Origin of the sequence: Ureibacillus sp. FSL E2-3493, assembly GCF_038077515.1 — a bacterium.
GTDB lineage: Bacteria > Bacillota > Bacilli > Bacillales_A > Planococcaceae > Ureibacillus > Ureibacillus halotolerans.
Genome location: NZ_JBBOPK010000001.1, coordinates 3334260 through 3359748 on the forward strand (window position 1 = coordinate 3334260; position 25489 = coordinate 3359748).

A 25489-nucleotide genomic window follows, 5' to 3' on the forward strand; every position below is an offset into this window, starting at 1 on the left:
AGCCTAATAGGCAAGGATCTTTAATATCCATTATTGAGGTGAGTGAAATTAGACAAACCAAATCGCTTTTGAACAATCGCATATACAGTTGCCATGATACTTCACCTCTCTTTTCTTATTATTCTGTTTATTATATTCCGATTTTCAAAAAATGTCAATTTAATGTTGGTATACCAATTAGCTACCTAATAAAGAAAGGGACATCTCTTTACGAGAATGTCCCTTTCGAAAATGTTTACTTACTCCATTTTTTAATTTGACTATCAGAGCCAAGTACAAAATGGCCAGGTAATACTTCATGAACACTTAATTGTTCGTCTGTTTCTTCATGTACGTATGGAATTCTTTGACGCTTTCTCTCCGTTAACGGATCCGGAAGGGGTACCGCTGAAAGTAATGATTTTGTATATGGATGGATTGGATTATTGTAAATTTCATTCGCTTCTCCAAGCTCTACAATTTTCCCTCTATACATTACTGCGATACGATCACTTATGTACTTCACCATCGATAAATCATGGGCGATAAATAAGTACGTTAAGTTACGTTCCTTTTGTAATTTTTTCAATAAGTTGACGACTTGTGCTTGAATCGATACGTCCAGAGCGGATATCGGTTCATCGGCAATGATAAAACTTGGATTTAAACTTAATGCCCGTGCAATCCCAATACGTTGACGTTGACCACCAGAAAACTCATGGGCATAACGATTTGCATGTTCTCGGTTTAAACCAACTGCCTCTAATAAATTTCCAATATGTTCACGACGTTCTTTTTTATCTTTATAAAGACCATGAATGTCGAAACCTTCACTAATCGCTTCCCCGGCTGTCATACGAGGGTTTAATGAAGCGTATGGATCTTGGAAAATCATTTGCATCTCTCGGTTAAATTCTTTTAACTCTTTACGAGATTTCGCTGCGTGAATATTTTTACCTTTAAATAAAATTTCACCATCCGTAATATCATACAGACGAATAATTGAGCGACCTGTAGTAGATTTCCCACAACCAGATTCCCCTACTAGACCAAGGGTTTCCCCTTCATACACGTCAAAACTAATACCATCAACCGCTTTAATAGGGTTAGCTGAAGAACCGAAATATTGTTTTAAGTTTTTTACTTCTAATAACTTATTTGCCACTCTCTTCAGCCTCCTTTAAATAGCCTTCAATTCTCTGTTGAATTGCTTCTGGAACCGGAACCTTTGGAGCGTCCGGATGTAATAACCATGTTTTTGCATAATGAGTCTCGGATACTTGGAACATCGGCGGTTCCATTTCATAATCAATCGCCATCGCAAATTCATTACGCGGCGCAAAAGCATCTCCTTGTGGTGGATGAATTAAGTCCGGTGGTGAACCTGGAATTGTACGTAATTCTTCTTTCACGTTGTTTTTCAAGTCTGGCATTGAACCTAATAGACCCCACGTATATGGATGTTTCGGATTATAGAAAATATCATTTACTGTTCCGTACTCAACGATCTGCCCTGCATACATAACGGCAACTCGGTCTGCAACATTAGCTACAACACCTAGATCGTGGGTAATGAAAATAATTGATGTATTACTTTTCTTTTGAATATCCTTCATTAATTCTAAAATTTGAGCTTGAATCGTTACATCAAGAGCTGTTGTTGGCTCATCGGCAATCAATAATTTTGGATCCGCCGCTAACGCAATGGCAATGACAACCCGCTGGCGCATCCCACCACTAAACTCATGGGGATATTGGCGGAAACGTTTTTCTGGCATTGGAATCCCAACTAGCTCTAACAATTTAATCGCTCGCTCTTTTGCTTCAGCCTTTGAAACATCTTTATTATGTTTCAAAATAACTTCCGTAATTTGTCGTCCTACTCGCATTGTCGGATTTAAAGCCGTCATTGGATCTTGGAAAATCATCGCAATATCATTTCCTCGAACTTTTGCCATTTCTTTCTCAGACAATGGAACTAAGTCGCGGCCATCAAATAATATTTGTCCACCAGCATAAATACCAGGCGGTTGAGGAATTAATTTCATAATAGAGTTACTCGTTACACTTTTCCCTGAACCTGATTCTCCAACGATGGCTAACGTTTCACCCTCATACAGTTCAAAGCTAACCCCACGAACAGCTTGTACAATTCCTGCATATGTTTTGAAGTTAATTTTCAAATCATTAACTTCTAACAATTTTTTTCTCATCCTTTTCACCTTCTTCTATTTACGTAATTTTGGATCTAGTGCATCTCGTAATCCGTCCCCAACAGCATTGAATGCGAAAATTGTTAATGAAATAAAGAACGCTGGGAAGAACAGTCGCCATAGCGCTGAAGTTAATGCCTTATTCCCTTCGGAGGCCATTGTTCCCCAACTCGCCATTGGTGCAGGAACACCTAAACCTAAGTAACTTAAAAAGGATTCTGTGAAAATAGCTGACGGAATCGTTAAAGTCATTGTAACTAAAATCGCACCAAGTGCATTCGGCACTAAATGACGCATAATTAAATGTCCTGTATTAGCTCCTAATGTTCTCGCAGCCAAAACGTACTCTTGGTTTTTAATTGATAATACTTCACCACGCACGATACGAGCCATATTAATCCAACCTGTAATCGATAACGCGATAATCATTGGTAGTAAACCTGGTTGAAGTACAACTAGTAAAATAATAACGACTAGTAAATATGGAACTGCAGATAAAACATCGGCGATACGCATCATAATGTTGTCTAATCTTCCACCTGCTAGACCCGAAATACTTCCCCATAACACACCAATAATTAAGTCAATAATCGCAGCAGTAATCCCGATAAATAAGGAAATACGTGCCCCTTGCCATACACGAACGAAAATATCTCGTCCTAAATCATCTGTACCGAACCAATGGGCAGCTGACGGTGCTGCGTTATAAATGCCTAATTGTTCCCGGTAACTATAAGGAGAGAAAATTGGTACGAAAATCGCTAGTAACGTAATAACAACTAGCGCAATTAATCCAAAAATCGCTAATTTATTTTGAGAGAAGCGAAGCACTACTTCTTTCCAAAAGGACACGGATTTATCAGCTAATTTTTCATTTTCATCCGAACGACCACCGACAATTTTAAACTTATCCGGTGAAATTTGTTCAAAAGATTGATTGTTTTGTGCCATTATTTTTTCGCTCCTTTCAATTTAATTCGTGGATCAATTACACTGTATAAAATATCAACGATTAAAACAGCGAATAATAGAATAATAGAATAGAAGACAGTAGTACCCATAATGACTGTATAGTCACGGTTTGTAATACTCGTTACGAAGTGTCTTCCTAATCCTGGGATAGCAAAGATTTGTTCAATAATGAAACTACCTGTTACAACCCCAGCTGTTAACGGTCCTAAGTAAGTAACAACCGGTAATAAAGCATTTCGTAATGTATGTTTAAATACCGTTGTCCATTTTCCAAGACCTTTAGCACGTGCCATTTTCACATAATCACTGCTATTTTGCTCCAACATACTTGAGCGAGTCAGCTTTGCAATGAAACCTGCATGGGTAATGGCAATGGCAAAGGCAGGTAAAATACTATAAATAAACCCTTTCCATCCACTTACAGGGAACATGCCTAATTTATACGCTAAAAAATATTGCATTAAACCAGCTAATATAAACGAAGGTACCGAAATACCTAAAACTGCAATGGTTGTCGCTAAATAATCCGGCCAACGGTTATGGTAAAGAGCTGCAATTACTCCTAGTAAAACCCCTAAACCAATTGATAAGATCATGGCTTCAATTCCCAATGTTAATGAAATAGGGAAACTTTCTGAGATCATATCGTTCGTTGAGCGACCCTTATATTTCATTGATTCTCCGAAATCAAACGTCACAGTATCGATTAAATAATCCTTATATTGAATGTACCAAGGATTATCTAATCCATATTTCGCATTCAGTTGTTCTTCAATTTCTGGTGGGAAATCACGTTCACTTGCAAACGGACTACCCGGAGCAAGTTGCATTAAGAAAAATGTTGCAGTTACGATAATATATAGCGCGATTAAGATATATACTAATCTTTTTAAAATATACTTTAGCAAATATGTCCCCTCCTTTTAGGATAGTTGAAAATAAAAAAGGTACAAAAGGCTGCTTTTCATCGATATTCGAATTAAGCAGCCTAAGTACTATTACATAGTAAATAGTAACTTTAAAAAATATTGATTATTTTTCAATATCTACATATTTAAGATACATGTTACCAAGTGCATCTAGTTGCATATTTTTAACGTAGTCTTTCTTCACTGAAAGATTTGTGTAGTAATAAATTGGTGCAACTGGAGTTTCAGCCATGATAATACTTTCAGCCTGTTTCAACAATTCAAGACGTTTAGCAGGATCTGTTTCAGTATTAGACTGTTCAAGTAATTTTGTATACTCCGCATTTTCCCAACCTGTATCATTGTTACCATTTTCCGCAGAATTGTACATTTCTAAGAATGTGTAAGCATCGTTGTAGTCAGCAATCCAACCCATACGAGCGATATTGTAATCTAAGTTAGATACTTTATCTAAGTATACTTGCCACTCTGAGTTATCAAGAGTTACATCAATACCTAGATTTGAACGCCAACCTTCTTGAATGAATTGAGCAATAGCTGCGTGAGCTTCACTTGTATTAAATGAAAGGCTTAGTTTAAGTTCACTTGGATCAGATAAACCAAGTTCTTTTAAACCTGCATCTAATGCTTTTTTCGCTTCTTCAATATCATTGTCTTTGAAGTAACCTCGATCTTCTTCGAATCCTTTAATTGCCGTAGGAACCATACCTAATGCAGGAGTTTGTTCCCCTTTTGTAACGTTATCGATTAAACCTTGACGGTCAATCGCAAGTGTTAACGCTTTACGGATGTTCGCGTTAGCTGTTGGTCCTTCTGTTGTATTAAATTTATACTCATAAATAGAAGCATAATTTGAAATGTTTAAGATTCCTTCTTCTTTATAACGATCGATTACATCTAATCCAACTGTTTGGAATGGTGAACCTAAGAAATCAATTTCACCAGCGTCAAACATTGTTGAAGCAGTTGCTTCATTTTCAACCATTGAGATATTAACTTTGCTCAATGCAACATTTTTAGCATCCCAATAAGATTCATTTTTCTCTAAAGTGATTGAACCACTATGTTGCCAGTCCGTTAATTTAAATGGACCGTTTGTTACATAAGAATCACCAGCTTCTGCATACCAAGTTTCGTTAGCTTCTGCAGTTGCTTTATGAATTGGGTAATATGTTTTGAAAGCCGTTAACTCTAAGAAATATGGAGTTGGGTTTTCTAAAGTAACTTCTAAAGTTTTTTCATCTACTACTTTAATTCCTAAATCTTCTACTGAACCTTGTCCAAGGTTATAAGCTTGTGCCCCTTTAATTGGGTAAAGTATTGAAGCATACTCTGATGCATTTTCTGGGTTTAATGCAAATTTCCAAGCGTATTCAAAATCTTCGGCAGTAACAGGATCACCATTTGACCATTTTGCATCACGTAAAGTGAATGTATAAGTTAATTGATCATCACTTACGTCAATTTTTTCTGCAGCTGCCTCGACAACTTCACCGTCTTTGATAGTCGTTAAACCTTCAAATACGTTTTGTAAAATTGCGTTTGAAGTACTATCTGTTGCTAATTGTGGATGTAATGAAGGTGGCTCAGATGCAATGACTAAATTTAGTTCTTTTTCTTCTGATTCACTACCACTGTTTTCTTCAGAACCTCCAAAGTTACAAGCTGCTAATACTAAAGATAGAGCTAATAACATTGATAATAGTAGAAAACTATTTTTCTTCATAAAAATTCCTCCTAACTGACTAGTAATATATTTCCCATTTTTCAGTAAACTTTGCCTAGTAATTTTCATTTTTCAGAAAATATGCGCTTCAATAAATATTATATTAACAAAAAATTATTGTTAAATAAACAAAAATTTTATTTTTCTAAATAATTATTAAAAAATTCTCTGTAAACATTGTTTTTTCTTCTTTTTTTACCATTTTCTGTCTCGAATAATTCAGAATATTACAATTATAATAGTTATTATTGTTTTCTGAATATAATGAATCATTCAAATTTTTGATAATAAATTATCAGAATAATAATAATTTTCTACTATCTATCAGCGATTTTTTTAACCTTCAACTCTAGTAATTTTCTCTCAAATAAGGATGTCTTTAATACTATTTTCTTTTCAATTAAAATTAACCTATACAATTTAACGCTATTAAGTAAATTTGCCCATCATAGTCTTTTTTCTATTGAAAAAAACATAAAAAAATCATTCCTCTTTGGCAATGTATGTTTCCATACATATAACACGAAAGGAATGATTTTTTCCTTCTATATTCTTTAAAAGCTTTTTCCACTATTGTCTTTTATTCCATTTATTTATTTGACTTTCCGTTCCATAAACAAAATGTTTTGGAAGGACTTCACGAAGTTTTGCAGATTCATCTGTTTCCTCATGGACATACGGAATTCTTTCACGTACTCTTTCTGTTAGCGGATCTGGTAGCGGTACAGCGGAAAGTAACGACTTTGTATATGGATGGATTGGATTATTGTAAATCTCATCTGATTCTCCAAGCTCTACAATTTTCCCTCTATACATTACCGCGATACGATCACTTATGTACTTCACCATCGATAAATCATGGGCGATAAATAAGTACGTTAAGTTACGTTCCTTTTGTAATCTTTTCAATAAGTTGACGACTTGTGCTTGAATCGATACATCTAGAGCAGAAATCGGTTCATCGGCAATGATAAAGCTCGGATTTAAACTTAATGCCCGTGCAATTCCAATACGTTGACGTTGACCACCAGAAAACTCATGGGCATAACGGTTCGCATGCTCTCGATTTAAACCGACTGCCTCTAATAAATTTCCAATATGCTCTCGTCGCTCATTTTTATCTTTATAAAGACCATGAATGTCGAAGCCTTCACTAATTACTTCCCCGGCTGTCATACGAGGGTTTAATGAAGCGTATGGATCTTGGAAAATCATTTGCATCTCTCGGTTAAATTCTTTTAACTCTTTACGAGATTTTCCTTCGTGGATATTTTTACCTTTAAATAAAATTTCACCATCTGTTATATCGTAAAGACGGATAATAGATCTCCCCGTTGTAGATTTACCGCATCCTGATTCACCAACTAACCCTAAAGTTTCCCCTTCATATATATCAAAGCTAATACCATCTACAGCCTTTATCGGATTATTAGAAGAACCAAAATACTGTTTTAAGTTTTTTACTTCAAGCAACTTATTTACCATGATCTTGTTCCTCCTTTAAATACCCTTCTATTCTACGAGCAATTTCTTCCGGAACAGGTATTTTTGGAGCGTCCGGATGTAATAACCATGTTTTTGCATAATGAGTCTCGGAAACTTGGAACATCGGCGGTTCCATTTCATAATCAATCGCCATCGCAAATTCATTACGCGGCGCAAAAGCATCTCCTTGTGGTGGATGAATTAAGTCCGGTGGTGAACCTGGAATTGTACGTAATTCTTCTTTCACGTTGTTTTTCAAGTCTGGCATTGAACCTAATAGACCCCACGTATATGGATGTTTCGGATTATAGAAAATATCATTTACTGTTCCGTACTCAACAATCTGCCCGGCATACATAACGGCTACCCTATCCGCCACATTAGCTACAACACCTAAATCGTGGGTAATGAAAATAATCGATGTTTTACTTTTCTTTTGAATATCCTTCATTAATTCTAAAATTTGGGCTTGAATCGTTACATCAAGGGCTGTTGTTGGCTCATCGGCGATCAATAATTTTGGATCCGCCGCTAACGCAATGGCAATGACAACCCGCTGGCGCATCCCACCACTAAACTCATGGGGATATTGACGGAAACGTTTCTCTGGCATTGGAATTCCTACTAACTCTAACAATTTCAACGCTCTATCCTTCGCCTCAGAACCCGAAATCTTTTTATGCTTTAAAATCACTTCTGTAATTTGTCTTCCCACTCTCATTGTAGGGTTTAGAGCTGTCATCGGATCTTGGAAAATCATCGCAATATCATTTCCTCGAACCTTTGACATTTCCTTTTCAGATAATGGTATTAAGTCCCGGCCATCTAATAATATTTGTCCACCAGCATATATACCCGGAGGCTGCGGAATGAGCTTCATAATCGCATTACTTGTGACACTTTTCCCTGATCCAGACTCTCCAACGATGGCTAACGTTTCACCTTCGTACAATTCAAAACTTACTCCCCGAACTGCTTGTACTACCCCCGCATACGTTTTAAAATTTATTTTTAAGTCCTTTACTTCTAGTAACTTTTTTGTCATCCTTTTCACCTTCTTCTATTTACGTAATTTTGGATCTAGTGCATCTCGTAATCCGTCCCCAACAGCATTGAATGCGAAAATTGTCAATGAAATAAAGAACGCTGGAAAGAACAGTCGCCACGGCGCTGAAGTTAATGCCTTATTCCCTTCGGAGGCCATCGTTCCCCAACTTGCCATTGGTGCAGGAACACCTAAGCCTAAGTAACTTAAAAATGATTCTGTGAAAATAGCTGACGGGATCGTTAAAGTCATCGTAACTAAAATGGCCCCTAATGCATTAGGTACAAGATGTCTTTTAATTAAATGCCAAGTATTCGCTCCAAGGGTACGGGCAGCTAATACATATTCTTGATTTTTAATTGATAATACTTCACCGCGAACGATACGGGCCATATTAATCCAACCTGTAATCGATAACGCGATAATCATTGGTAGTAAACCTGGTTGAAGTACAACTAGTAAAATAATAACGACTAGCAAATATGGAACTGCAGATAAAACATCGGCAATACGCATCATAATGTTGTCCAGTCTTCCGCCAGCTAGCCCGGAAATACTTCCCCATAATACACCAATAATTAAGTCAATAATTGCGGCAGTAATTCCGATAAATAAGGAAATACGTGCCCCTTGCCATACACGAACGAAAATGTCTCGTCCTAAATCATCTGTACCGAACCAATGGGCAGCTGATGGCGCTGCATTATAAACCCCTAATTGTTCACGGTAACTATAAGGTGAAAAAATAGGTACAAATATAGCTAATAACGTAATAATGACTAACGCTATTATCCCGAAAATCGCTAATTTATTTTGAGAAAATCGAAGCACTACTTCTTTCCAAAAGGACACGGATTTATCAGCTAATTTTTCACTTTCATCCGAACGGCCACCGACAATTTTAAACTTATCCGGTGAAATTTGTTCAAATAATTGGTTGTTTTGTGCCATTACTTTTTCGCTCCTTTCAGCTTTATCCGCGGATCAATTACACTGTATAAAATATCAACGATTAAAACAGCAAATAATAGAATAATAGAATAGAAAACGGTTGTCCCCATAATAACTGTATAATCACGGTTTGTAATACTCGTTACGAAGTGTCTTCCTAATCCTGGGATAGCAAAAATTTGTTCAATAATAAAGCTTCCCGTTACAACTCCAGCTGTAAGGGGTCCCAAATATGTAACAACTGGTAGCAATGCATTTCTTAACGTATGTCGGAATACCGTTGTCCATTTTCCAAGACCTTTTGCACGCGCCATTTTTACATAATCACTATTTCCTTGTTCAAGCATGCTTGATCTTATAAGTTTCGCAATGAAACCTGCATGAGTAATGGCAATGGCAAAGGCCGGTAAAACACTATAAATAAACCCTTTCCATCCGCTTACCGGGAAGAGGCCTAACTTATACGCTAAAAAATATTGCATTAAACCAGCTAATATAAATGAAGGTACTGAAATACCTAAAACTGCAATGGTTGTCGCTAAATAATCCGGCCAACGGTTATGATATAGCGCTGCAATTACCCCAAGTAAAACACCTAAACCGATTGATAAGATCATTGCTTCAATTCCCAATGTTAATGAAATAGGGAAACTTTCTGAAATAATATCATTTGTAGAACGACCTTTATATTTCATCGATTCACCAAAATCAAAGCTAATCGTATCTACTAAATAATCTTTATATTGAACATACCAAGGATTATCTAATCCATATTTTGCGTTTAATTGGGCCTCTATTTCCGGCGGAAAATCCCGTTCGCTAGCAAACGGACTACCAGGTGCTAATTTCATTAAAAAGAATGTAGCTGAAACGATAATAAATAAAGCAATAAGTATATAAATTAATCGCTTAAAAATATATCGCAGCATTGTTTTCCCCTCCTTTTCATATTAAAAGGCTGCTCTGAATCGATTACTCGATAGAAAGCAGCCTCAAATGTTAGTAACCTTTTCCTAATTTAAATAGATTATTTTTCAACATCTACATATTTTAGATACATGTTACCAAGTGAATCTTGTTCCATATTCTTAACATAGTCTTTCTTCACTGAAAGATTTGTGTAGTAATAAATTGGTGCAACTGGAGTTTCAGCCATGATAATACTTTCAGCCTGTTTTAACAATTCAAGACGTTTAGCAGGATCTGTTTCAGTATTAGATTGTTCAAGTAACTGAGTATACTCTGCATTTTCCCAACCAGTATCGTTGTTACCATTTTCTGCAGAATTGTACATTTCTAAGAATGTGTAAGCATCGTTGTAGTCAGCAATCCAACCCATACGAGCGATATTGTAATCTAAGTTAGATACTTTATCTAAGTATACTTGCCACTCTGAGTTATCAAGAGTTACATCGATACCTAGATTTGTACGCCAACCTTCTTGAATGAATTGAGCAATAGCTGCGTGAGCTTCACTTGTATTAAATGAAAGGCTTAGTTTAAGTTCGCTTGGATCAGATAGACCAAGTTCTTTTAAACCTGCATCTAATGCTTTTTTCGCTTCTTCAATATCATTATCTTTCATATAGCCACGATCTTCTTCAAAACCTTTAACCGCTGAAGGAACCATACCTAATGCAGGAGTTTGTTCCCCTTTTGTAACGTTATCAATTAAACCTTGACGGTCAATCGCAAGTGTTAATGCTTTACGGATGTTTGCATTCGCTGTTGGTCCTTCTGTTGTATTAAATTTATACACATAGATAGCAGCATAATCGGAAATTTTTAAAATTCCTTCTTCTTTATAACGATCGATTACATCTAATCCAATTGTTTGGAACGGTGAACCTAACCAGTCAATTTCACCAGCGTCAAACATTGTTGAAGCAGTTGTTTCAGATTCAACCATTGAAATGTTAACTTTATCTAAAGCAACATTATCAACATCCCAATAGTTTTCGTTTTTCTCTAAAGTAATAGAACCACTATGTTGCCAGTCCGTTAATTTGAATGGACCGTTTGTTACATAAGAATCACCAGCTTCTGCATACCAAGTATCATTTGCTTCTGCAGTTGCTTTGTGAATTGGATAGTATGTTTTAAACGCAGTTAACTCTAAGAAATATGGAGTTGGGTTTTCTAAAGTAACTTCTAAAGTTTTTTCATCTACTACTTTAATTCCTAAATCTTCTACTGAACCTTCACCAAGGTTATAAGCTTGTGCACCTTTAATTGGGTAAAGAATTGATGCATATTCAGATGCATTTTTAGGATCTAAAGCAAATTTCCAAGCATATTCGAAATCTTCAGCAGTAACAGGGTCACCATTTGACCATTTTGCATCTTTTAAAGTGAATGTATAAGTTAATTGATCATCACTTACGTCAATCTTTTCTGCAGCTGCCTCGACAACTTCACCATCTTTAACAGTTGTTAAACCTTCAAACACGTTTTGTAAAATCGCATTCGAAGTACTATCTGTTGCTAATTGTGGATGTAATGAAGGTGGTTCTGATGGAATGACTAAGTTTAGCTCTTTTGAACCGCCCTCTTCAGAAGCTCCTTCTTTTGTATCATCTGTAGATTCTTTTTCAGAACCGAAGTTACAAGCCGCTAATACTAGAGTTAAAGCTAGTAACATCAGCATTAAAAATAGATTTCGTTTTTTCACGAGAATCCCCCTTTTTTGTTTATTCCCTATTTTCAGATAATAGGATTAACATAAACATCATAGCAAAGATTTTTTTATAAATAAACTAAAAATTCATTTTTCTAGGAAAATTTAGATAAATCACTATTCTAATATAATCGTGATTATTTAAACACTTTTCCTAGCTATTACTTTGAATTGAAAATATAAACAAGAAATAAAACTATATCTTAAAAAGCAAATTCTTTAAAACATACGATTAAATAGGGGTTTTCATTCTAATTTCAGAATATTCATTCAATTAATACAGCCGCATTATTTACCTTGTTTATGTAAAATAATGTAAATTAGTACTAAAGAAATGTTTTATTAAGAAAAATACATTTTTTTAAAAATTTTTAGCACTTTATTAAGAAAAAGTATTTAGTGTAAATGGAACAAAACTAGTCAAAAAGAAATGTAATGATTTATTTTAGTACGGAATCAATCCCTTTTAAAAATAAAAAAGATGTCTTAAATAATTAAGACATCCCGTTTTTTTAACGACTATTTGCTTTTCTAAAACCATCCACGCAATTCCAAATGGAGAACAAAGGTACTAACATAATTGCCATGACAATAAATTGTCTTACTTTTTCACTTGAAATATCAAAAATATTTGCCAGATATGTTAAAAATTCATGGTTGAATAAGTTAGGATTGATTATAACAATAATTAAAGTAACAACCCCAATCACTTCACGTAAAACATTAAAAATAGCAACCTTCTTCGTCCATTGCCCCTTAAATAACTGATAAAGTGCTAACCCAATCTCCATTCCAATAACAAGTACTATTAATGGCCAATACGAGTTTAAAATAGTTTGGTTCAAGGAAGGCATTATAAAGGTAAGACCGTCATCCGTTTTTTCATATACCCCTACTAAATGACTTGCATAAAAGTAGAACGTTCCCCAAATAGCAGTCCAAAGTAAACTACCGAATACATGCCTCTTTGAAATAGCTCTCTTCTTTGGAATAAAAGGTATATTTTTTAAGTCGTCTGGCGTCCATTCATTGAGACTCATCGTACGGGGCTGATTATCCTTTATCCCATCGATCCGCTCCACTATAGCAAAAATTAATGTTAGCCAAAAGAATACTTGAATAAAGATGCTAACAATGTTCCAAATACTTTGAGTTAAAATATTTAAACCGGTTGTCAAAACCGTTTCCCCTTGTTCAAACTCAATAATTTGAATAGCTGCTACGGAAATAAACGCAATTACAGCTGCAATAGGAACAATCATTTTCAAAAATGAAACATATAAATCAAAATACTTTGGACCGATAAGATGCATTGGTCTGTCATTATAACTACTTGCTAAAGAAACCGGATTCCCCAGTTGTTGCAATACTTGTTTTACATCCTTTTCCGTATATTCCAGTGGTAGCATATCTTCTATAGTAGATTTTAACTCTAGCCCAATATCTTCACGACTTTTTTGAGGTAACCTTCGCGTTACTTCATGAATGTAACTATCAATCAAATTCATTTAAACCATCCCCTTTCAGCAATTTATACAATTGTTTAGAATTCGTCAGCCACTCTTCTTTTAATTCCTTATAAATTTTCAACCCGTAATCTGTTAATATATAATATTTCCTTGGTCTTGATTCTGTCGTGTCCCAACTGCTTTCAACAAGTTCCTGTTTTTCTAATCGACGAAGTAATGGATATAACGTACTTTGTTCAATTGTTATCCCCGAGTCTTCCAGTAACTGGACTAACGAATAACCATACTGCTGCGTTTGCAATTGACTTAAAACGGCCAAAGTCAATGTACCTCTTCTTAATTCTGTGCTTAATGAATCCAGTATATTGTTCAACGGAACACCTCCTCCCTCTTATACTATGTAACATACAGTATATATGATACTGTATTATAACGCGAACATTATTATTTCAATTTTTGGAAATGTTTTAGAAATTTTGAACGTTTAGCTATTTACTTCCTCTTGATTTTCTTATACGATTTCTGTTGTAAAGAGAAAGAAGGTTTAGTTCATGCTATTTGATTTAGATTTATCACTCATTGTCATTTTATTTCTTTTTGGATTTTTAGCCGCCTTTATTGATTCAGTAGTTGGTGGTGGGGGAATCATTTCACTACCAGCCCTAATGTTTACAGGACTAAGCCCATCAGCTGCAGTGGCAACAAATAAATTGGCTGGTACTTTAGGTTCTTTAACGAGTACAATTACTTTTTATCGTTCAGGAAATATTGACTTAAAACCTATAGCAAAAATATTTCCTATTGTATTTATTGCATCGATGTTTGGAGCATGGACGGTCCATTTAATGGATCCCAATGTTTTAAAACCATTAATGCTTGTCATGTTAGCCGCAGTTGCTATCTATACTTTCTTTAAAAAAGATTGGGGTAGTATTTCAACCTATAAAAAACTTTCCCCTAAAAAATACATAGGCTTTATATTCCTAGTAGCCGCGATTGGGTTTTATGATGGATTTTTAGGTCCTGGAACAGGATCTTTTCTCATTTTCGCATTTCTTTTAATTGGTTTTGACTTTTTAAAAGCGGCAGGAAATTCAAAGCTACTAAATTTCGCTAGTAATATCGGTGCCCTTGTAATGTTCCTATTCTTAGGGCAGATTAATTTTGCCTACGGTCTAGTTATGGGAATTGCTCAAATTATTGGCGCCATTTGTGGTTCTAAATTTGCCATTAAACAAGGCAGTGGATATGTACGTATACTCTTTATCGTTGTAACTGTTCTTTTGCTTACTAAAAATACATATGATTATTTCGCTAATTGACAAAAAAATCGAGACTGCTATTAGGCAATCTCGATTTTTTTCAATTCCCTTCTAATACGGAACCAAATATTCAAGGTACATAAAGTGGAACAGTGAATTTTCTCGTATTATCTAGTTACTTTTCAATTTGTTATGTTAATATCATCTATTCCCATTGCATCCCCGCATGTTTAATACGATATTTTACATTCACTTTAATTGTCATTTTTTTATAAACTTCTGCCCATTTCTCATCTGTTTTTACATTTTCATCCCAATACTTTGGATAAAAAGCTCTTACTCGTCCCCCTAAACCTCGCACTGACTTAAAAAAATGAGACAAATAAAAACACCTTTCGTTGAAAAACGGGTATTAAACCTATAAATCCAACGTGGAGGTGTTTTTTCTATGGGAACAAGAGTTAGTTATCCAGTAGAAATTAAAATGAAAGCAATCGAAATGAGATTAGCAGGAATACCTGTTAATCAAGTTTTAGAAGAATTGAATATTCGAAATTATACACAACTAAAAACGTGGATGAAGTGGTATCGAAATGGAGAACTTCATCGCCTTGAACAGCCAGTTGGAAAGCAATATACCTATGGTAAAGGACCAGAATATGAAAATGAAACAGCTAAATTAAAGGCTGAGAACCGTTATTTAAAGCAACAAATTGAAGTTTTAAAAAAGTACGCAGAATGGGAAAGGAAGTGGTACCAAGAATAGTTGTGCAATTGGTAGAAGAACTAAAAGAAGTCATGACAATTGGCGAAATCTGTGACCACTTGGGGGTAGGTAGATCATCTTATTATCGTTGGAAAAAGAATAATAACGTTGAAACAAAGAAAGACATTCGGGATAAGAGAATTGGTGAGTTGTGTAAACTTCATAAATATCGATACGGATACCGAAAAATCACAAGCATTTATGGAGAACCGATAAGTGAAAATACAGTACAAAAAGTAATGCAAAAATATGGTTGGCAGTGTCGAGTAAAAGTGAAGAAACGTAAACGCACTGGACAACCAGCATACGTCGCACCGAATTTATTAAATCGTGAATTTACAGCGGAAGCACCATTTGAAAAGTTAGTAACAGATATTACCTACTTGCCTTTTGGTCAATCAATGATGTATCTTTCAAGTATTCTAGATGTCTTTAATGGCGAGATTGTAGCGCGTACAATCGGATTTACTCAAGATACAGAGTTTGTTTTAGATACATTAAATCAGCTACCAGAATTACCTGAAGGCTGTATCCTGCATAGCGATCAAGGTTCTGTATATACGTCCTATGACTATCAAAAGGCAGTAAAAGAAAAAAGAATTACCATGAGCATGTCTCGTAAAGGCACGCCCGCTGATAATTCTCCAATTGAAACGTTTCACTCCTCGCTAAAGTCTGAAACGTTCTATCTCGACGGAATCAATCGCACAACGAATGCGCATGTGATCCAAATCGTCGAAAACTATATAAAATATTATAACAATATCCGTATTCAAACGAAACTAAACAGCCAATCGCCGGTTAAATACCGTCAACTAACTGTAAAGTAGGGTGTTTTCTTATTGTCTCAAAAATGATGGTCAGTACCACCTAGAATATCCGATTCCTTTTCCTGCCACTTCTTCAATGTTTCTTCAAACCTTTCTCCAGCAACTCGGGAAGCTTCCTGTTCAAGTTCATCAACTTTTTGTTTACTTAAATCATTCGCACCTATTTCTTCATCTATACTCGAATCAATTTCAACATCAATGAAAGCTTTTGGTTGTCCATTTTTTACATTGACTTTAATTTTCGAGTCCCTTTTTAGTGATTCTACTAAGTATACTTCCCCGTCTTTAGAAGATACTGCAATCGGATAACCCCCAGGATTTTTCTCCCTCATAGCTAAATACGCACCAATTTCAATTGGGGTCATCGTACCAACCATTTTCTCTCCATTAAAAAAAGCAAGTCCGTTAATTAATATTCTTTCCTTCTCAAGGACTTTAACTAAAGGTAATTTAGCATCCACACCTTCTTCTTCTAAATCTACCCAAAATTTACCTAAATATTCCGTTGGCAACTGACCTAAACGTGCTGCATTTTCTAATGTTTCAGATAAATATAAAGCAGGAACCGTTTCAATAGGAGGAGCAGCCTCTAGTACATCTGAGGCTACATCTTCACTAATCACCATCCAAGCTGTTCTTCTTACTTCGTAATTCCTCTTTAAAAAATCATTTATAATATCCATTCCCTCTCTTGCCACTTCATCGTTCACAATAACAATTTGCAAATGACCAAGATATAATTTTTCAGCTAATTGTTGCTGTAAATTTGACATGGCATCATCTAACGTATGACCTACCGTTTCAAGTACCCATGCCGTTTGCCCCGAGCCATCCCCTCCTACACCTTCAGGACCAAGTTTAATTTTCCCCGGTACTGCCAATTGGGCCGTAACTCGATAAAGTGCATTTTGCTCTCCACCAGGAAATTTATCTTCTGAATAAGATAACTCGGGCGTATCACTTTCTCGTTCTGCTATATCGATAGACAATCCTAAAATATTGGCCCGCTCTTCCAGTTCATATCGATCCCAGCATGCTGTTAAAATTGGAGAAAATAACAAAATTAAAATAATCAACAGTTTCTTATTCATGTCGCATCTCCTTTAATTTTCCGGAGTTTTGCTATAAGTAACAAAAGGATAGGGTATACAATTGTGCTAAAGGATACAAAAAAAGTAATCATTACAATGTAGTCATATAATACATAAATATCTTCAGGTATGATGGCGATAACAAATACTAAGGGTGATCCTATATAAGAAATAAGTCTGTATTTTTTCGTACCGAATATTTCAGCAACCCCTCTAACGAACAGGAAATAATAAGAAAGAAGCGTTGTAAATACTGCAAAAATCCATGCAATAATAAAAATAGCATCTATCCTTGCAAGGACATCCCCTGGAACTTGCACCATCCTAGCTAAAATTAATGTCGGCCAAAAAACGTTTGCCGCTTCTTTATCTCCAAAAACTGCTAATGACATCGTAACAATTCCCCATAAAAAAAACCTCCAATAAGTAAACCCCAAAAACTACTTTTCATACTTTTATTCGGATTTTTCATGTAAGGAATAACCATTGAAATAACGAGGAAATTGGCGAGCGCTTGTATGGCAAAACGAGCACTTCCTAAATAATCCTGAAAATTCAAGTCATGACCTAATATAGGTAGTAAACGGTATACTTCCACATCTCCAATAGAAGGGATTATTACGAGTAGAATAGCTACGATGATAAACGGAAGATAGAAAAAGTGTATATATGCAAATGTTGATACGTTATTAAAACGAATGGCTATACAAATGAAAATAATTAGCAGTATAGATATTTGAATTGGGGTATCTGGTAAAAGCCCTCCCTTTAATACTTCCGCAAACTGTCAAGTTTCAAGACCCATTAATATAATAAAAAAAAGAATAACAATCATATTGAAAAAATTTCCTAAATGTTTACCGATAATTTTTTGTGAATAACCAATTAACGTGCTTTTAGAAAACTTTTTCCCTAATGCAGCAATGGCGAGAATTCCTATCATACAGATTGCTATTCCAATTAAAGTTACTAGTGGAGCAGCAGTATTCGATCCTTCTATAATAAATCTAGGAATGGGCAGTATCGTTATACCAAGAACTGTCCCTATAATAATAATAACCAATTGTACAGAGGTTATTGAGTCACTATGTTTCATCTTCTCCTCCTCTACCCTCTTCCACAAAGTTGTTTTCAGCCTTTTCTTTCACTCTTTTTCCAACCCTTTTTGTATTTTGAGGATTCAAAGTTTTAGGTCGTTCCTTTAACCAATCTAATGGTGCTCGAATAATCGCATCCTTTAATGCCTTTAAGTTTACTGGTGCAATTGGTGCCATATACGGAACACCATAGGAGCGTAAGCTAACCATATGATTAAGAACAATAATAATTCCTATTGCTAATCCTAATAATCCAAAAATGCCAGCTAATATAACAAGGCAAAATCTTAACATACGAAAGGCATTAGCTGCATTGTAAGACGGTGTTGCAAAGGAACCAATGGTCGATAACGCGATTATAAAAACTGTAATAGGACTAACAAACCCTGCTTGAACAGCAGCTTGTCCTACAACTAACACTCCAACGATTGATAGGGCACCACCGATTTGTTGCGGCATTCGTACACTTGCTTCTCGGAGTATTTCCATTGCAATTTCCATTATTAATACTTCTACAAAAACAGGGAAAGGTACTCCTTGTCTACCGCTTGAAGCAGCTACTACAAAGCTTGCCGGTATTAATTCAGGGTGAAAGGATAAAGCAGTTACATAGAAAGAAGAAAAGGTTAAAGAAAAAACAAGTGCTATAAAACGAATGATTCTAATGAAAGAGGAAATAAGCCATCGCACATTATAATCTTCATTTGTTTGATAAAATTGATGAAAAGTTGCAGGTACAATTAACGCAAAGGGACTCCCATCCACTAAGATAGCAACTCTTCCTTCCAAAATGTTCGCAATAGTTTTATCAGGTCGTTCCGTATTAAGGACTTGCGGAAAAGGAGACCAAGGATTATCTTGAATAAACTGCTCTAAATAACCGGCATCTAAAATACTATCTATTTCAACCGCATCTATCCTATTTTTCACTTCCTGGACAAGTGTCGGATTTGCAATATCATCTAAATAACAAATAGCGACTTTTGTATGGGATCTTGTTCCAACTTCTGTCTGTTCAATTCGGAATTCTGGAACAGGAAGACGATATCTTATTAGTCCAATATTTGTAATAATCTGCTCAATAAATCCATCCCGCGGTCCGATGACGACCCTCTCGGTTTCAGGCTGTTCAATTGATCGTTTATCTATTTGTACAGCATCGAATTCTAACGCTTTACTAATTCCTTCTATAAAAACGATAGTTTTTCCAAGAGTTAAAGATTGAAGTAGTTTAGAATAATTTTCTATTATCTTTGTATCAGAGTAGTATAAAACTTGTTCTAATATAAAATCGGTTCCCACATTATCAGAACCCTTTGGCAAACTTAATTCTTGTAATGGTTTTATAATATCTCTATCGATTATTTCGTTGCTCACTAGTGACTTTAAACAAATAAGGGAAGCAGGTATGGTTCCAAACAACTTAAATCTTCGATTGGAAAAGTCCATATCATTTTGAAAAATGGCATTTATTTTGCTCATATTTTCTTCAAGATTTGCACTAATGAATTTATCTTGATTACTTTTTATCATTTCACTATCAGGTATTGTTGGAATACTTTCTTGTTTCTTTTTTTTCGTCCTTTTTCTAAAGAACGGTGACATATTATCACCTGCTTGCTTCAAATTTAAGAAAACATACATAGATAGTATGTGATGTGTAATAATTTCCATACATAAAATTTCTTTTTTCATTTCAACATAAAAAAATCCTAAACGAATGTTTGTTTCGTTTAGGACTTTATGAGTTAGTTCTTTTTTAATTGATTAATCTGTTTCGTTAGTGCATTAAATTTAGAATCGAGTTCAGCATATTCACTATCTTTTGACGTTAAAAAGCTAAGCTTCCCAAGTACTTCTTGCCGTTCCGTCTCCAATTTCAACAGCAATTCATTAGTTGAATCTTGCTCCCTCGGCAACTCCTTCGTCTCTTTAAAGATTCCACCATCCCTAATGACTAATTGATAATTAGTAGTCTTTTCAAGGAAATAACGATCGTGGGAAACAATTAAAAGCGTTCCATCATACTTTTGCAAAGTGTCTTCTAGCTGTTCCCGGGATGGAAGGTCTAAATGATTGGTCGGTTCATCTAAAATTAGAACATCTTTATCCTCTAATATATATTTCATTAATTTACATTTAACCCGTTCCCCCATACTCATATGTTGGATTGGCTCTTTCCACGCCGCTGTCGTGAATCCTAAATGTTTCATTAAATTTTGTACTTTTCCTCGTTCTTCAAAAGATTCTTGGTAGAATAATTGTTCCGGTGTTTTGTCTAAAGGTAAATCGAATACTTCCTGAGTTAAGTAGCCGATGTTTGCAGAAGGAGAAATCCAGATGTCTCCTTCAACTTGTTCCTCGCCCATAATTATTTTTAATAAAGTTGTTTTACCACTACCATTAGGGCCTATTAATGCAATTTTTTCCCCATGTAGCATTGTAAAATGAACATTTTTAAATAAAGTTCTATCATTAAATTTCTTTGTTAAATGCTTTACTTCTAAAAAACGTTTCCCATTTTTGCCCTTCGACTTTAAAGAAAACTTCACTTCATATTCAGGTTTTACTTTTTCTACCTTGGACTTTTCCAATTCTTTTTCAAGCCTTTTACGTTTTGACTTAACTTGAGCATCTGTTCGCTTTGCTTTAACTCGGTGGTACTCTTTAAAGCCTTCTTGTTTTGTTGATTGGGCATGGGCTTTTTGTGACCAAGCCGATAGTTCATTTAATTGACTTTCAATTTTTTGAATCATTTGTTGCTGCTTTTCATATTCCCGTTGTTGGGAAACTCTCCGTTTTTCCCGAGCTTTCATAAAACTTGTATAGTTTCCTTTATGTTCTAATAACTGTCTATCCTCTATAGACCATATTTTCGTTGCCACTTTATCTAAAAAATAACGATCGTGAGAAACTAAAATAATCGTTCCTTTAAATTGCTTTATCTGTTCAATGAGAAGTTGAGTACTTTCTTCATCTAAATGATTAGTTGGTTCATCTAATAATAATAATTGGGCATTTTTTGAAAAGCCCTTTGCAAGTCTTACCTTTAACCTTTCCCCTCCGCTTAATTGATTGTAGTCATTAGAAGGTACATTCCATTTTGATAGTAAAAGCGCTTCTTCTTTCTCTAACATTTTTGATGTAAAACATGCCGTTTCTTGTTCCACCGATTCGATCGTTAAATTTTGTAATTGGTAAACCTCACCACTACTTGGTGTTATGTTACCTGATATAATTTGGAGTAGAGTAGATTTCCCTACCCCATTCTTCCCGATGATTCCTATAATATCTCCTTGATGTACCGTAGAACTTACACTTTCAAAAATAACGTTTTCCATAATTTCATACTGGATATTTTGTAATTTTAAAATTTCTTGCATCAAAACTCATCCCTTCTTGAAGGGAGGACTCTATCTGGCCAAGGGTAACGATCTCAAACTCTATATTTGGAATCGATTCCATGATAATAGCCAAATCTTTAAAGAAAAAAATCCTCCCAAATATTTTTGGAAGGATTAGTCGCATTTTCACATGATTAAATAAACTATTGGTAATCAATAGCTACTACACGTATGTTAGAAAAATGGGCAGACTAATCCTATTTTAATTTCTTGAAATATAAAAGTACTTCAAAAATAAAAATAAGATTATAAAATCATCGTCCACCCATCTTCCCTTCTTTTCAATTTAAATTATTATATCATAAATGGAGTCATTTCATGAATTCCATCGCAAATTCACTCAACTATCAACATGTCATTGGAATCAAACTTCCACATTTCCCCGTACGCTACTTCCCAGTAATAGTCGTTTGGATCTTGGAAATAGCCACTATAACCACCCCAAAAAACTGTTTCCGGTTTTTTAACAATTTTCGCCCCTGCTTTTTCAGCTAATTGAAAGACTTCATCGACTTCAGTCTTAGATTTACCATTATAAGCTAAAGTAATTCCACCGAATCCATGTCCAATAGTGGGAGGATTTTCTTCATTTATATCTTTCGCTAAATTTTCAATAGGGAATAATGAAATTTTTGTCCCATTGTTATTAAAGAAAATAACTTCGGGATTCGATTCATCTCCATATACTTTAACATCAAAGCCTAAACCATCACGATAAAAACGAAGAGACTCTTTCATATCCTTTACACCTAATGTAACTAAATTTAAACGATTCATATATTCCTCCTATTTTCTTTATAAAAATTTCTCTTTAAATTGGGGGCTTAATTCACTCCATACATCAAACTTGTTGCCATCTATATCAGTAAAAACAAAGTTCTTTCCTACATGACCCCGGTCTTCAATGTCCCCAACCTGGATATTTTTGTTTTTAAATTCGCTATGTAGACTAAGAAGGGCTTGTAATCCGTCTACTTCAAAAGTAACAGAAAACTGTTCATTCCCAGCAAAATCAATGAAGTTTGCATTTGTATTTTTAGATTTCACTAAAAAGAAGCTTTGATTAGCAAAGTTAACAATCGCTTTATCTGTATCAATATATGATATAACCGCATCGATTTTTTCTTCATACCACTTTGCAGAAACTTCTACTTCCTTTACTGGAATGTAAATCGTCCCAACTCTTATCAATCCTGTTAACATCTTTCCCCTCCTAAAAAACAAACCTCATTTTGTACTTTAGAAAGCATTCAAAACGAGGTCGTTTATGTTAATTATTCTTCGTTGCTAACGCATTTTGAATATGGGCAAGATGATGATTGACATGCCATACACAAAATTCCAATGTCCCTTCCACTGTTTGATCACCTGTTTCAGGGTGCTGATACGTTCTTTTTAATTGTTCGTCAGTTAAATGTTCCAATAAATAAGCTAATCGACTATGTAACCCTTCAATAAGTTGCAAAGATTGGGATAGCGGAAGATCCACATCCGGTAACAGTGCCCATCCATTTTCTTCAAAAGGTTTAATCGTTGGATGATCTTCTGTTAATGCTAATTTGATGCGTGTATAAACGTTTACTTGGGCATCTGCTATATGGTGTACAAGTTGTTTCACTGTCCATGAGCCATGGCGATACGTAAATTGCTGTTCTTCTTCATTTAATGATGCAACTACATCTTTTAACCTTGTTGGGTAAGAAGAAATATCTGCAATCCATTCCTTTATTTGATCCTTTGTAATCCCACCAACACTTCTAAATTTCCCAATCGGATATCGCTCTTCCATTAACCCTTGCCTCCAATTTCTATTTGAAATTTGAAATTTATTATTAATTACCTTTTATAAACTGAATAAGTTGTAATAGAATATCTGCATTTTCTTCTGGAGGAGTTTTAGCTAAAATCGCCTCTTTACTCTGTATCATACCTTTTCCTGAAATATAAGAGGCATCTGCTTCCACCATTGTTTTTAAGCTACCCTTTGTTGTTTCAAAGTGAAATTGCAAACCAACAACATTATTTTTATATAGAAATGCTTGGTTTTTACATAGTTCCGTTGAATAAAAAGTCGTTGCCTCTTCCGGAAGTGTAAATGTATCTCCATGCCAATGAAGCACTTCTAATTTCTCAGGTAAAAAATTAAGGGCATCGACATCTTGTCTTTTGTAAATAGGCCACCAACCAACTTCTTTTCCCTTTGGATTTGGCATTACTTTGCCACCAATGCTTTCTGCAATTAACTGAGCCCCCAAGCAAATTCCAAGGACAGCTCGATTATGTTGTATGACTGCTTTTATAAACTGCTTTTCCTCTTGAAGCCATTCAATATCGTCATAGACCCCCATCGGTCCACCTAAAATGATTAATAAATCAACTTCCTCTAGTTTTGGAAACTGAAATGATTCAAACATCTTAATCATTTCGTAGTTTTGAATCTTCTCAAGAATTCCTGGTGATTCAAAGGGGACATGTTGAATAATATATGTAGTCAATCTTAAAACTCCCTTATCAACGTTTCCTTTTTAGTTACCATCTATAGCGAGTAGTAATTCTTCAATTTGTTTAAAATGGTGTATATCATGTTCAATAAACCCACGTAAGTAATCCGAGATCGTTAAGGACGTTTCGCCAATTTTTATTTGCTGATCCCACAATTCGTCTTCAATATTATTGATAGCAATAACCATCCTTCTTCTCTCAGCTATAAAGTCTTCGATAATTTCCTCTTTTGATTTTTCTTTACTCACTTTAGATGATTGATCATTTAATTCATTTTCGTCTGGAGCTTTTGGTAATTCTTGATGTGTAAAAAAATAAGGAATACGTTTTTTTAATACAAATTGATCCCAAGCTGGAAAGTGCCCGATAATTTCTGCAATTGTCCATTTATCTTTTGCAATAGGCGTTCTCCATTGAGTTTCTGATAAATTTAGCAACGTTTTTACCCACTCAATCGAATTTTCGTAATGCATTAATAATTGTTCTTTATTTTTATGCAAGAATTTCAGCTCCTACAACGTTCACTATTTTTATTTAATGTTCGAGAGAATTGTTGAAAGTCCTTCTTATACGTTAAAAAAATAATTGTTTTATGAGAACAGCGATCCAGTACAAAAGGAAAATCGTATAAACGGCTTTGATAGATAATTTCGTGTTACTAAGGAATGATTGTTTACTATAATTAACCATCACTTTATTATCAAATCCTAAATACTCTTCAATAAAGTCTCCCGTTTGTTCTAAATCTTTGTAATATATTGTAATTCTCGTCTCAATTGTCCAAAAGACATACGTCACTAATAAACCACAAATCGGCATAATATATTCTGCAAATAAAAGAGCATCCGACGATTTTTTCACAGCAAGCTGCACTAATCCGAATTGTACGACAAAGTAAACCGGAAAGAGGGCAAATCTTAAATTACTATAATGTCTTCTAGATGCTTTAATTTCTTTGTATTGTTCTAGTTCCAATGCCTTTTTATAATCTAATTCATTCATATAGGTACTCCTTCAAAAAACTGTTATGTAAATTTCATTTTAGCGAACAACTATCTAATAATAAATACAAACCTACATAAATAAAAAAG

General features: G+C 34.9%; 24 protein-coding genes and 1 pseudogene. 2 read left to right on the top strand and 23 right to left on the bottom strand.

The window, feature by feature from the left end:
• Positions 1–235: 235 nt before the first annotated feature.
• The 12 genes from MHH69_RS17120 to MHH69_RS17175 all read right to left on the bottom strand — a co-directional run bounded on the left by MHH69_RS17120 (position 236) and on the right by MHH69_RS17175 (position 13819).
• Positions 236–1144 (bottom strand): ABC transporter ATP-binding protein, encoded by a 909-nt coding sequence (locus MHH69_RS17120; RefSeq protein ID WP_341362811.1) that lies wholly within the window; start codon positions 1142–1144, stop codon positions 236–238.
• Entirely contained in the window at positions 1134–2192 is a 1059-nt protein-coding gene (locus MHH69_RS17125; RefSeq protein WP_341362812.1) for an ABC transporter ATP-binding protein, read from the bottom strand. Before MHH69_RS17125 ends, MHH69_RS17120 begins: the two co-directional genes overlap by 11 nt.
• A 15-nt stretch (positions 2193–2207) precedes the next feature.
• Positions 2208–3143, bottom strand: a complete 936-nt coding sequence (locus MHH69_RS17130) for an ABC transporter permease (protein ID WP_341362813.1) — start codon at positions 3141–3143, stop codon at positions 2208–2210.
• Positions 3143–4072, bottom strand: coding sequence for an ABC transporter permease (locus MHH69_RS17135; RefSeq protein WP_341362814.1), 930 nt, complete (start codon positions 4070–4072; stop codon positions 3143–3145). Before MHH69_RS17135 ends, MHH69_RS17130 begins: the two co-directional genes overlap by 1 nt.
• A gap of 124 nt (positions 4073–4196) precedes the next feature.
• Positions 4197–5819 (bottom strand): peptide ABC transporter substrate-binding protein, encoded by a 1623-nt coding sequence (locus MHH69_RS17140; protein ID WP_341362815.1) that lies wholly within the window; start codon positions 5817–5819, stop codon positions 4197–4199.
• 570 nt (positions 5820–6389) lie between these two features.
• Positions 6390–7304 carry an ABC transporter ATP-binding protein gene (locus MHH69_RS17145; protein ID WP_341362816.1) on the bottom strand — a complete coding sequence of 305 codons (915 nt, stop codon included), beginning with the start codon at positions 7302–7304 and terminating at the stop codon, positions 6390–6392.
• Positions 7294–8349, bottom strand: a complete 1056-nt coding sequence (locus MHH69_RS17150; protein ID WP_341362817.1) for an ABC transporter ATP-binding protein — start codon at positions 8347–8349, stop codon at positions 7294–7296. The genes MHH69_RS17145 and MHH69_RS17150 overlap by 11 nt, the downstream gene beginning before the upstream one ends.
• 15 nt (positions 8350–8364) lie before the next feature.
• Positions 8365–9300, bottom strand: a complete 936-nt coding sequence (locus tag MHH69_RS17155; RefSeq protein ID WP_341362818.1) for an ABC transporter permease — start codon at positions 9298–9300, stop codon at positions 8365–8367.
• Positions 9300–10229 (bottom strand): ABC transporter permease, encoded by a 930-nt coding sequence (locus tag MHH69_RS17160; protein ID WP_341362819.1) that lies wholly within the window; start codon positions 10227–10229, stop codon positions 9300–9302. Before MHH69_RS17160 ends, MHH69_RS17155 begins: the two co-directional genes overlap by 1 nt.
• A gap of 98 nt (positions 10230–10327) precedes the next feature.
• The gene (locus MHH69_RS17165) at positions 10328–11947 is read right to left on the bottom strand and encodes a peptide ABC transporter substrate-binding protein (protein WP_341362995.1); all 1620 of its coding nucleotides are present in this window, start codon (positions 11945–11947) and stop codon (positions 10328–10330) included.
• A gap of 542 nt (positions 11948–12489) precedes the next feature.
• Positions 12490–13485, bottom strand: coding sequence for an HAAS signaling domain-containing protein (locus MHH69_RS17170; protein ID WP_341362820.1), 996 nt, complete (start codon positions 13483–13485; stop codon positions 12490–12492).
• A complete protein-coding gene (locus MHH69_RS17175; protein ID WP_341362821.1) occupies positions 13472–13819 on the bottom strand; it encodes a PadR family transcriptional regulator in 348 nt (115 codons plus the stop codon). Before MHH69_RS17175 ends, MHH69_RS17170 begins: the two co-directional genes overlap by 14 nt.
• A 178-nt stretch (positions 13820–13997) precedes the next feature.
• Between MHH69_RS17175 and MHH69_RS17180 the strand changes: the two genes are divergently transcribed.
• Positions 13998–14768: a TSUP family transporter gene (locus MHH69_RS17180; protein ID WP_341362822.1), complete on the top strand. Its 771-nt coding sequence runs from the start codon at positions 13998–14000 to the stop codon at positions 14766–14768.
• Between the two features lie 145 nt (positions 14769–14913).
• Here MHH69_RS17180 and MHH69_RS17185 read toward each other — a convergent pair whose 3' ends face one another.
• Positions 14914–15090: a Ger(x)C family spore germination C-terminal domain-containing protein gene (locus MHH69_RS17185; protein ID WP_341362823.1), complete on the bottom strand. Its 177-nt coding sequence runs from the start codon at positions 15088–15090 to the stop codon at positions 14914–14916.
• A 66-nt stretch (positions 15091–15156) separates the two neighbouring features.
• Between MHH69_RS17185 and MHH69_RS17190 the strand changes: the two genes are divergently transcribed.
• A protein-coding gene (locus MHH69_RS17190; RefSeq protein WP_341361749.1) for an IS3 family transposase occupies positions 15157–16304 on the top strand; the annotation gives its coding sequence in 2 pieces (ribosomal slippage) (positions 15157–15430 and positions 15430–16304; 1149 coding nt in all).
• Positions 16305–16321: 17 nt separating this feature from the next.
• On the opposite strand, the gene MHH69_RS17195 is transcribed toward MHH69_RS17190, so the two are convergent.
• The 10 genes and pseudogenes from MHH69_RS17195 to MHH69_RS17245 all read right to left on the bottom strand — a co-directional run bounded on the left by MHH69_RS17195 (position 16322) and on the right by MHH69_RS17245 (position 25400).
• Complete coding sequence (locus MHH69_RS17195; protein WP_341362824.1) at positions 16322–17395, bottom strand: Ger(x)C family spore germination protein; 1074 nt, start codon at positions 17393–17395, stop codon at positions 16322–16324.
• Positions 17392–18491 (bottom strand): annotated as a pseudogene (locus MHH69_RS19365) (GerAB/ArcD/ProY family transporter). The gene MHH69_RS17195 and the pseudogene MHH69_RS19365 overlap by 4 nt, the downstream one beginning before the upstream one ends.
• A complete protein-coding gene (locus tag MHH69_RS17210; RefSeq protein WP_341362826.1) occupies positions 18481–20187 on the bottom strand; it encodes a spore germination protein in 1707 nt (568 codons plus the stop codon). Before MHH69_RS17210 ends, MHH69_RS19365 begins: the two are co-directional and overlap by 11 nt.
• Positions 20188–20240: 53 nt before the next feature.
• Positions 20241–21875, bottom strand: a complete 1635-nt coding sequence (gene abc-f / locus MHH69_RS17215; RefSeq protein ID WP_341362827.1) for a ribosomal protection-like ABC-F family protein — start codon at positions 21873–21875, stop codon at positions 20241–20243.
• Positions 21876–22232: 357 nt separating this feature from the next.
• Complete coding sequence (locus MHH69_RS17220; RefSeq protein ID WP_341362828.1) at positions 22233–22673, bottom strand: VOC family protein; 441 nt, start codon at positions 22671–22673, stop codon at positions 22233–22235.
• Positions 22674–22691: 18 nt separating this feature from the next.
• Positions 22692–23099 carry a VOC family protein gene (locus MHH69_RS17225; protein WP_341362829.1) on the bottom strand — a complete coding sequence of 136 codons (408 nt, stop codon included), beginning with the start codon at positions 23097–23099 and terminating at the stop codon, positions 22692–22694.
• Positions 23100–23166: 67 nt separating this feature from the next.
• Positions 23167–23685 carry a YfiT family bacillithiol transferase gene (locus MHH69_RS17230; RefSeq protein WP_341362830.1) on the bottom strand — a complete coding sequence of 173 codons (519 nt, stop codon included), beginning with the start codon at positions 23683–23685 and terminating at the stop codon, positions 23167–23169.
• A gap of 43 nt (positions 23686–23728) precedes the next feature.
• On the bottom strand, positions 23729–24391 hold the full coding sequence (locus tag MHH69_RS17235; protein ID WP_341362831.1) for a type 1 glutamine amidotransferase: 663 nt from the start codon (positions 24389–24391) through the stop codon (positions 23729–23731).
• Positions 24392–24421: 30 nt separating this feature from the next.
• Positions 24422–24898 carry a DinB family protein gene (locus MHH69_RS17240; RefSeq protein WP_341362832.1) on the bottom strand — a complete coding sequence of 159 codons (477 nt, stop codon included), beginning with the start codon at positions 24896–24898 and terminating at the stop codon, positions 24422–24424.
• A gap of 73 nt (positions 24899–24971) precedes the next feature.
• On the bottom strand, positions 24972–25400 hold the full coding sequence (locus MHH69_RS17245; protein WP_341362833.1) for a hypothetical protein: 429 nt from the start codon (positions 25398–25400) through the stop codon (positions 24972–24974).
• Between the last annotated feature and the right edge of the window lie 89 nt (positions 25401–25489).

Excerpts from the sequence above, each read along its gene's own strand:
- MHH69_RS17125 (WP_341362812.1), bottom strand. The coding sequence starts at position 2,192 with ATGAGAAAAAAATTGTTAGAAGTTAATGATTTGAAAATTAACTTCAAA.
- MHH69_RS17130 (WP_341362813.1), bottom strand. The coding sequence starts at position 3,143 with ATGGCACAAAACAATCAATCTTTTGAACAAATTTCACCGGATAAGTTT.
- MHH69_RS17140 (WP_341362815.1), bottom strand. The coding sequence starts at position 5,819 with ATGAAGAAAAATAGTTTTCTACTATTATCAATGTTATTAGCTCTATCT.
- MHH69_RS17145 (WP_341362816.1), bottom strand. The coding sequence starts at position 7,304 with ATGGTAAATAAGTTGCTTGAAGTAAAAAACTTAAAACAGTATTTTGGT.
- MHH69_RS17150 (WP_341362817.1), bottom strand. The coding sequence starts at position 8,349 with ATGACAAAAAAGTTACTAGAAGTAAAGGACTTAAAAATAAATTTTAAA.
- MHH69_RS17155 (WP_341362818.1), bottom strand. The coding sequence starts at position 9,300 with ATGGCACAAAACAACCAATTATTTGAACAAATTTCACCGGATAAGTTT.
- MHH69_RS17160 (WP_341362819.1), bottom strand. The coding sequence starts at position 10,229 with ATGCTGCGATATATTTTTAAGCGATTAATTTATATACTTATTGCTTTA.
- MHH69_RS17165 (WP_341362995.1), bottom strand. The coding sequence starts at position 11,947 with ATGCTGATGTTACTAGCTTTAACTCTAGTATTAGCGGCTTGTAACTTC.
- MHH69_RS17170 (WP_341362820.1), bottom strand. The coding sequence starts at position 13,485 with ATGAATTTGATTGATAGTTACATTCATGAAGTAACGCGAAGGTTACCT.
- MHH69_RS17180 (WP_341362822.1), top strand. The coding sequence starts at position 13,998 with ATGCTATTTGATTTAGATTTATCACTCATTGTCATTTTATTTCTTTTT.
- MHH69_RS17195 (WP_341362824.1), bottom strand. The coding sequence starts at position 17,395 with ATGAATAAGAAACTGTTGATTATTTTAATTTTGTTATTTTCTCCAATT.
- MHH69_RS17210 (WP_341362826.1), bottom strand. The coding sequence starts at position 20,187 with ATGAAAAAAGAAATTTTATGTATGGAAATTATTACACATCACATACTA.
- abc-f (WP_341362827.1), bottom strand. The coding sequence starts at position 21,875 with ATGCAAGAAATTTTAAAATTACAAAATATCCAGTATGAAATTATGGAA.
- MHH69_RS17220 (WP_341362828.1), bottom strand. The coding sequence starts at position 22,673 with ATGAATCGTTTAAATTTAGTTACATTAGGTGTAAAGGATATGAAAGAG.
- MHH69_RS17225 (WP_341362829.1), bottom strand. The coding sequence starts at position 23,099 with ATGTTAACAGGATTGATAAGAGTTGGGACGATTTACATTCCAGTAAAG.
- MHH69_RS17230 (WP_341362830.1), bottom strand. The coding sequence starts at position 23,685 with ATGGAAGAGCGATATCCGATTGGGAAATTTAGAAGTGTTGGTGGGATT.
- MHH69_RS17245 (WP_341362833.1), bottom strand. The coding sequence starts at position 25,400 with ATGAATGAATTAGATTATAAAAAGGCATTGGAACTAGAACAATACAAA.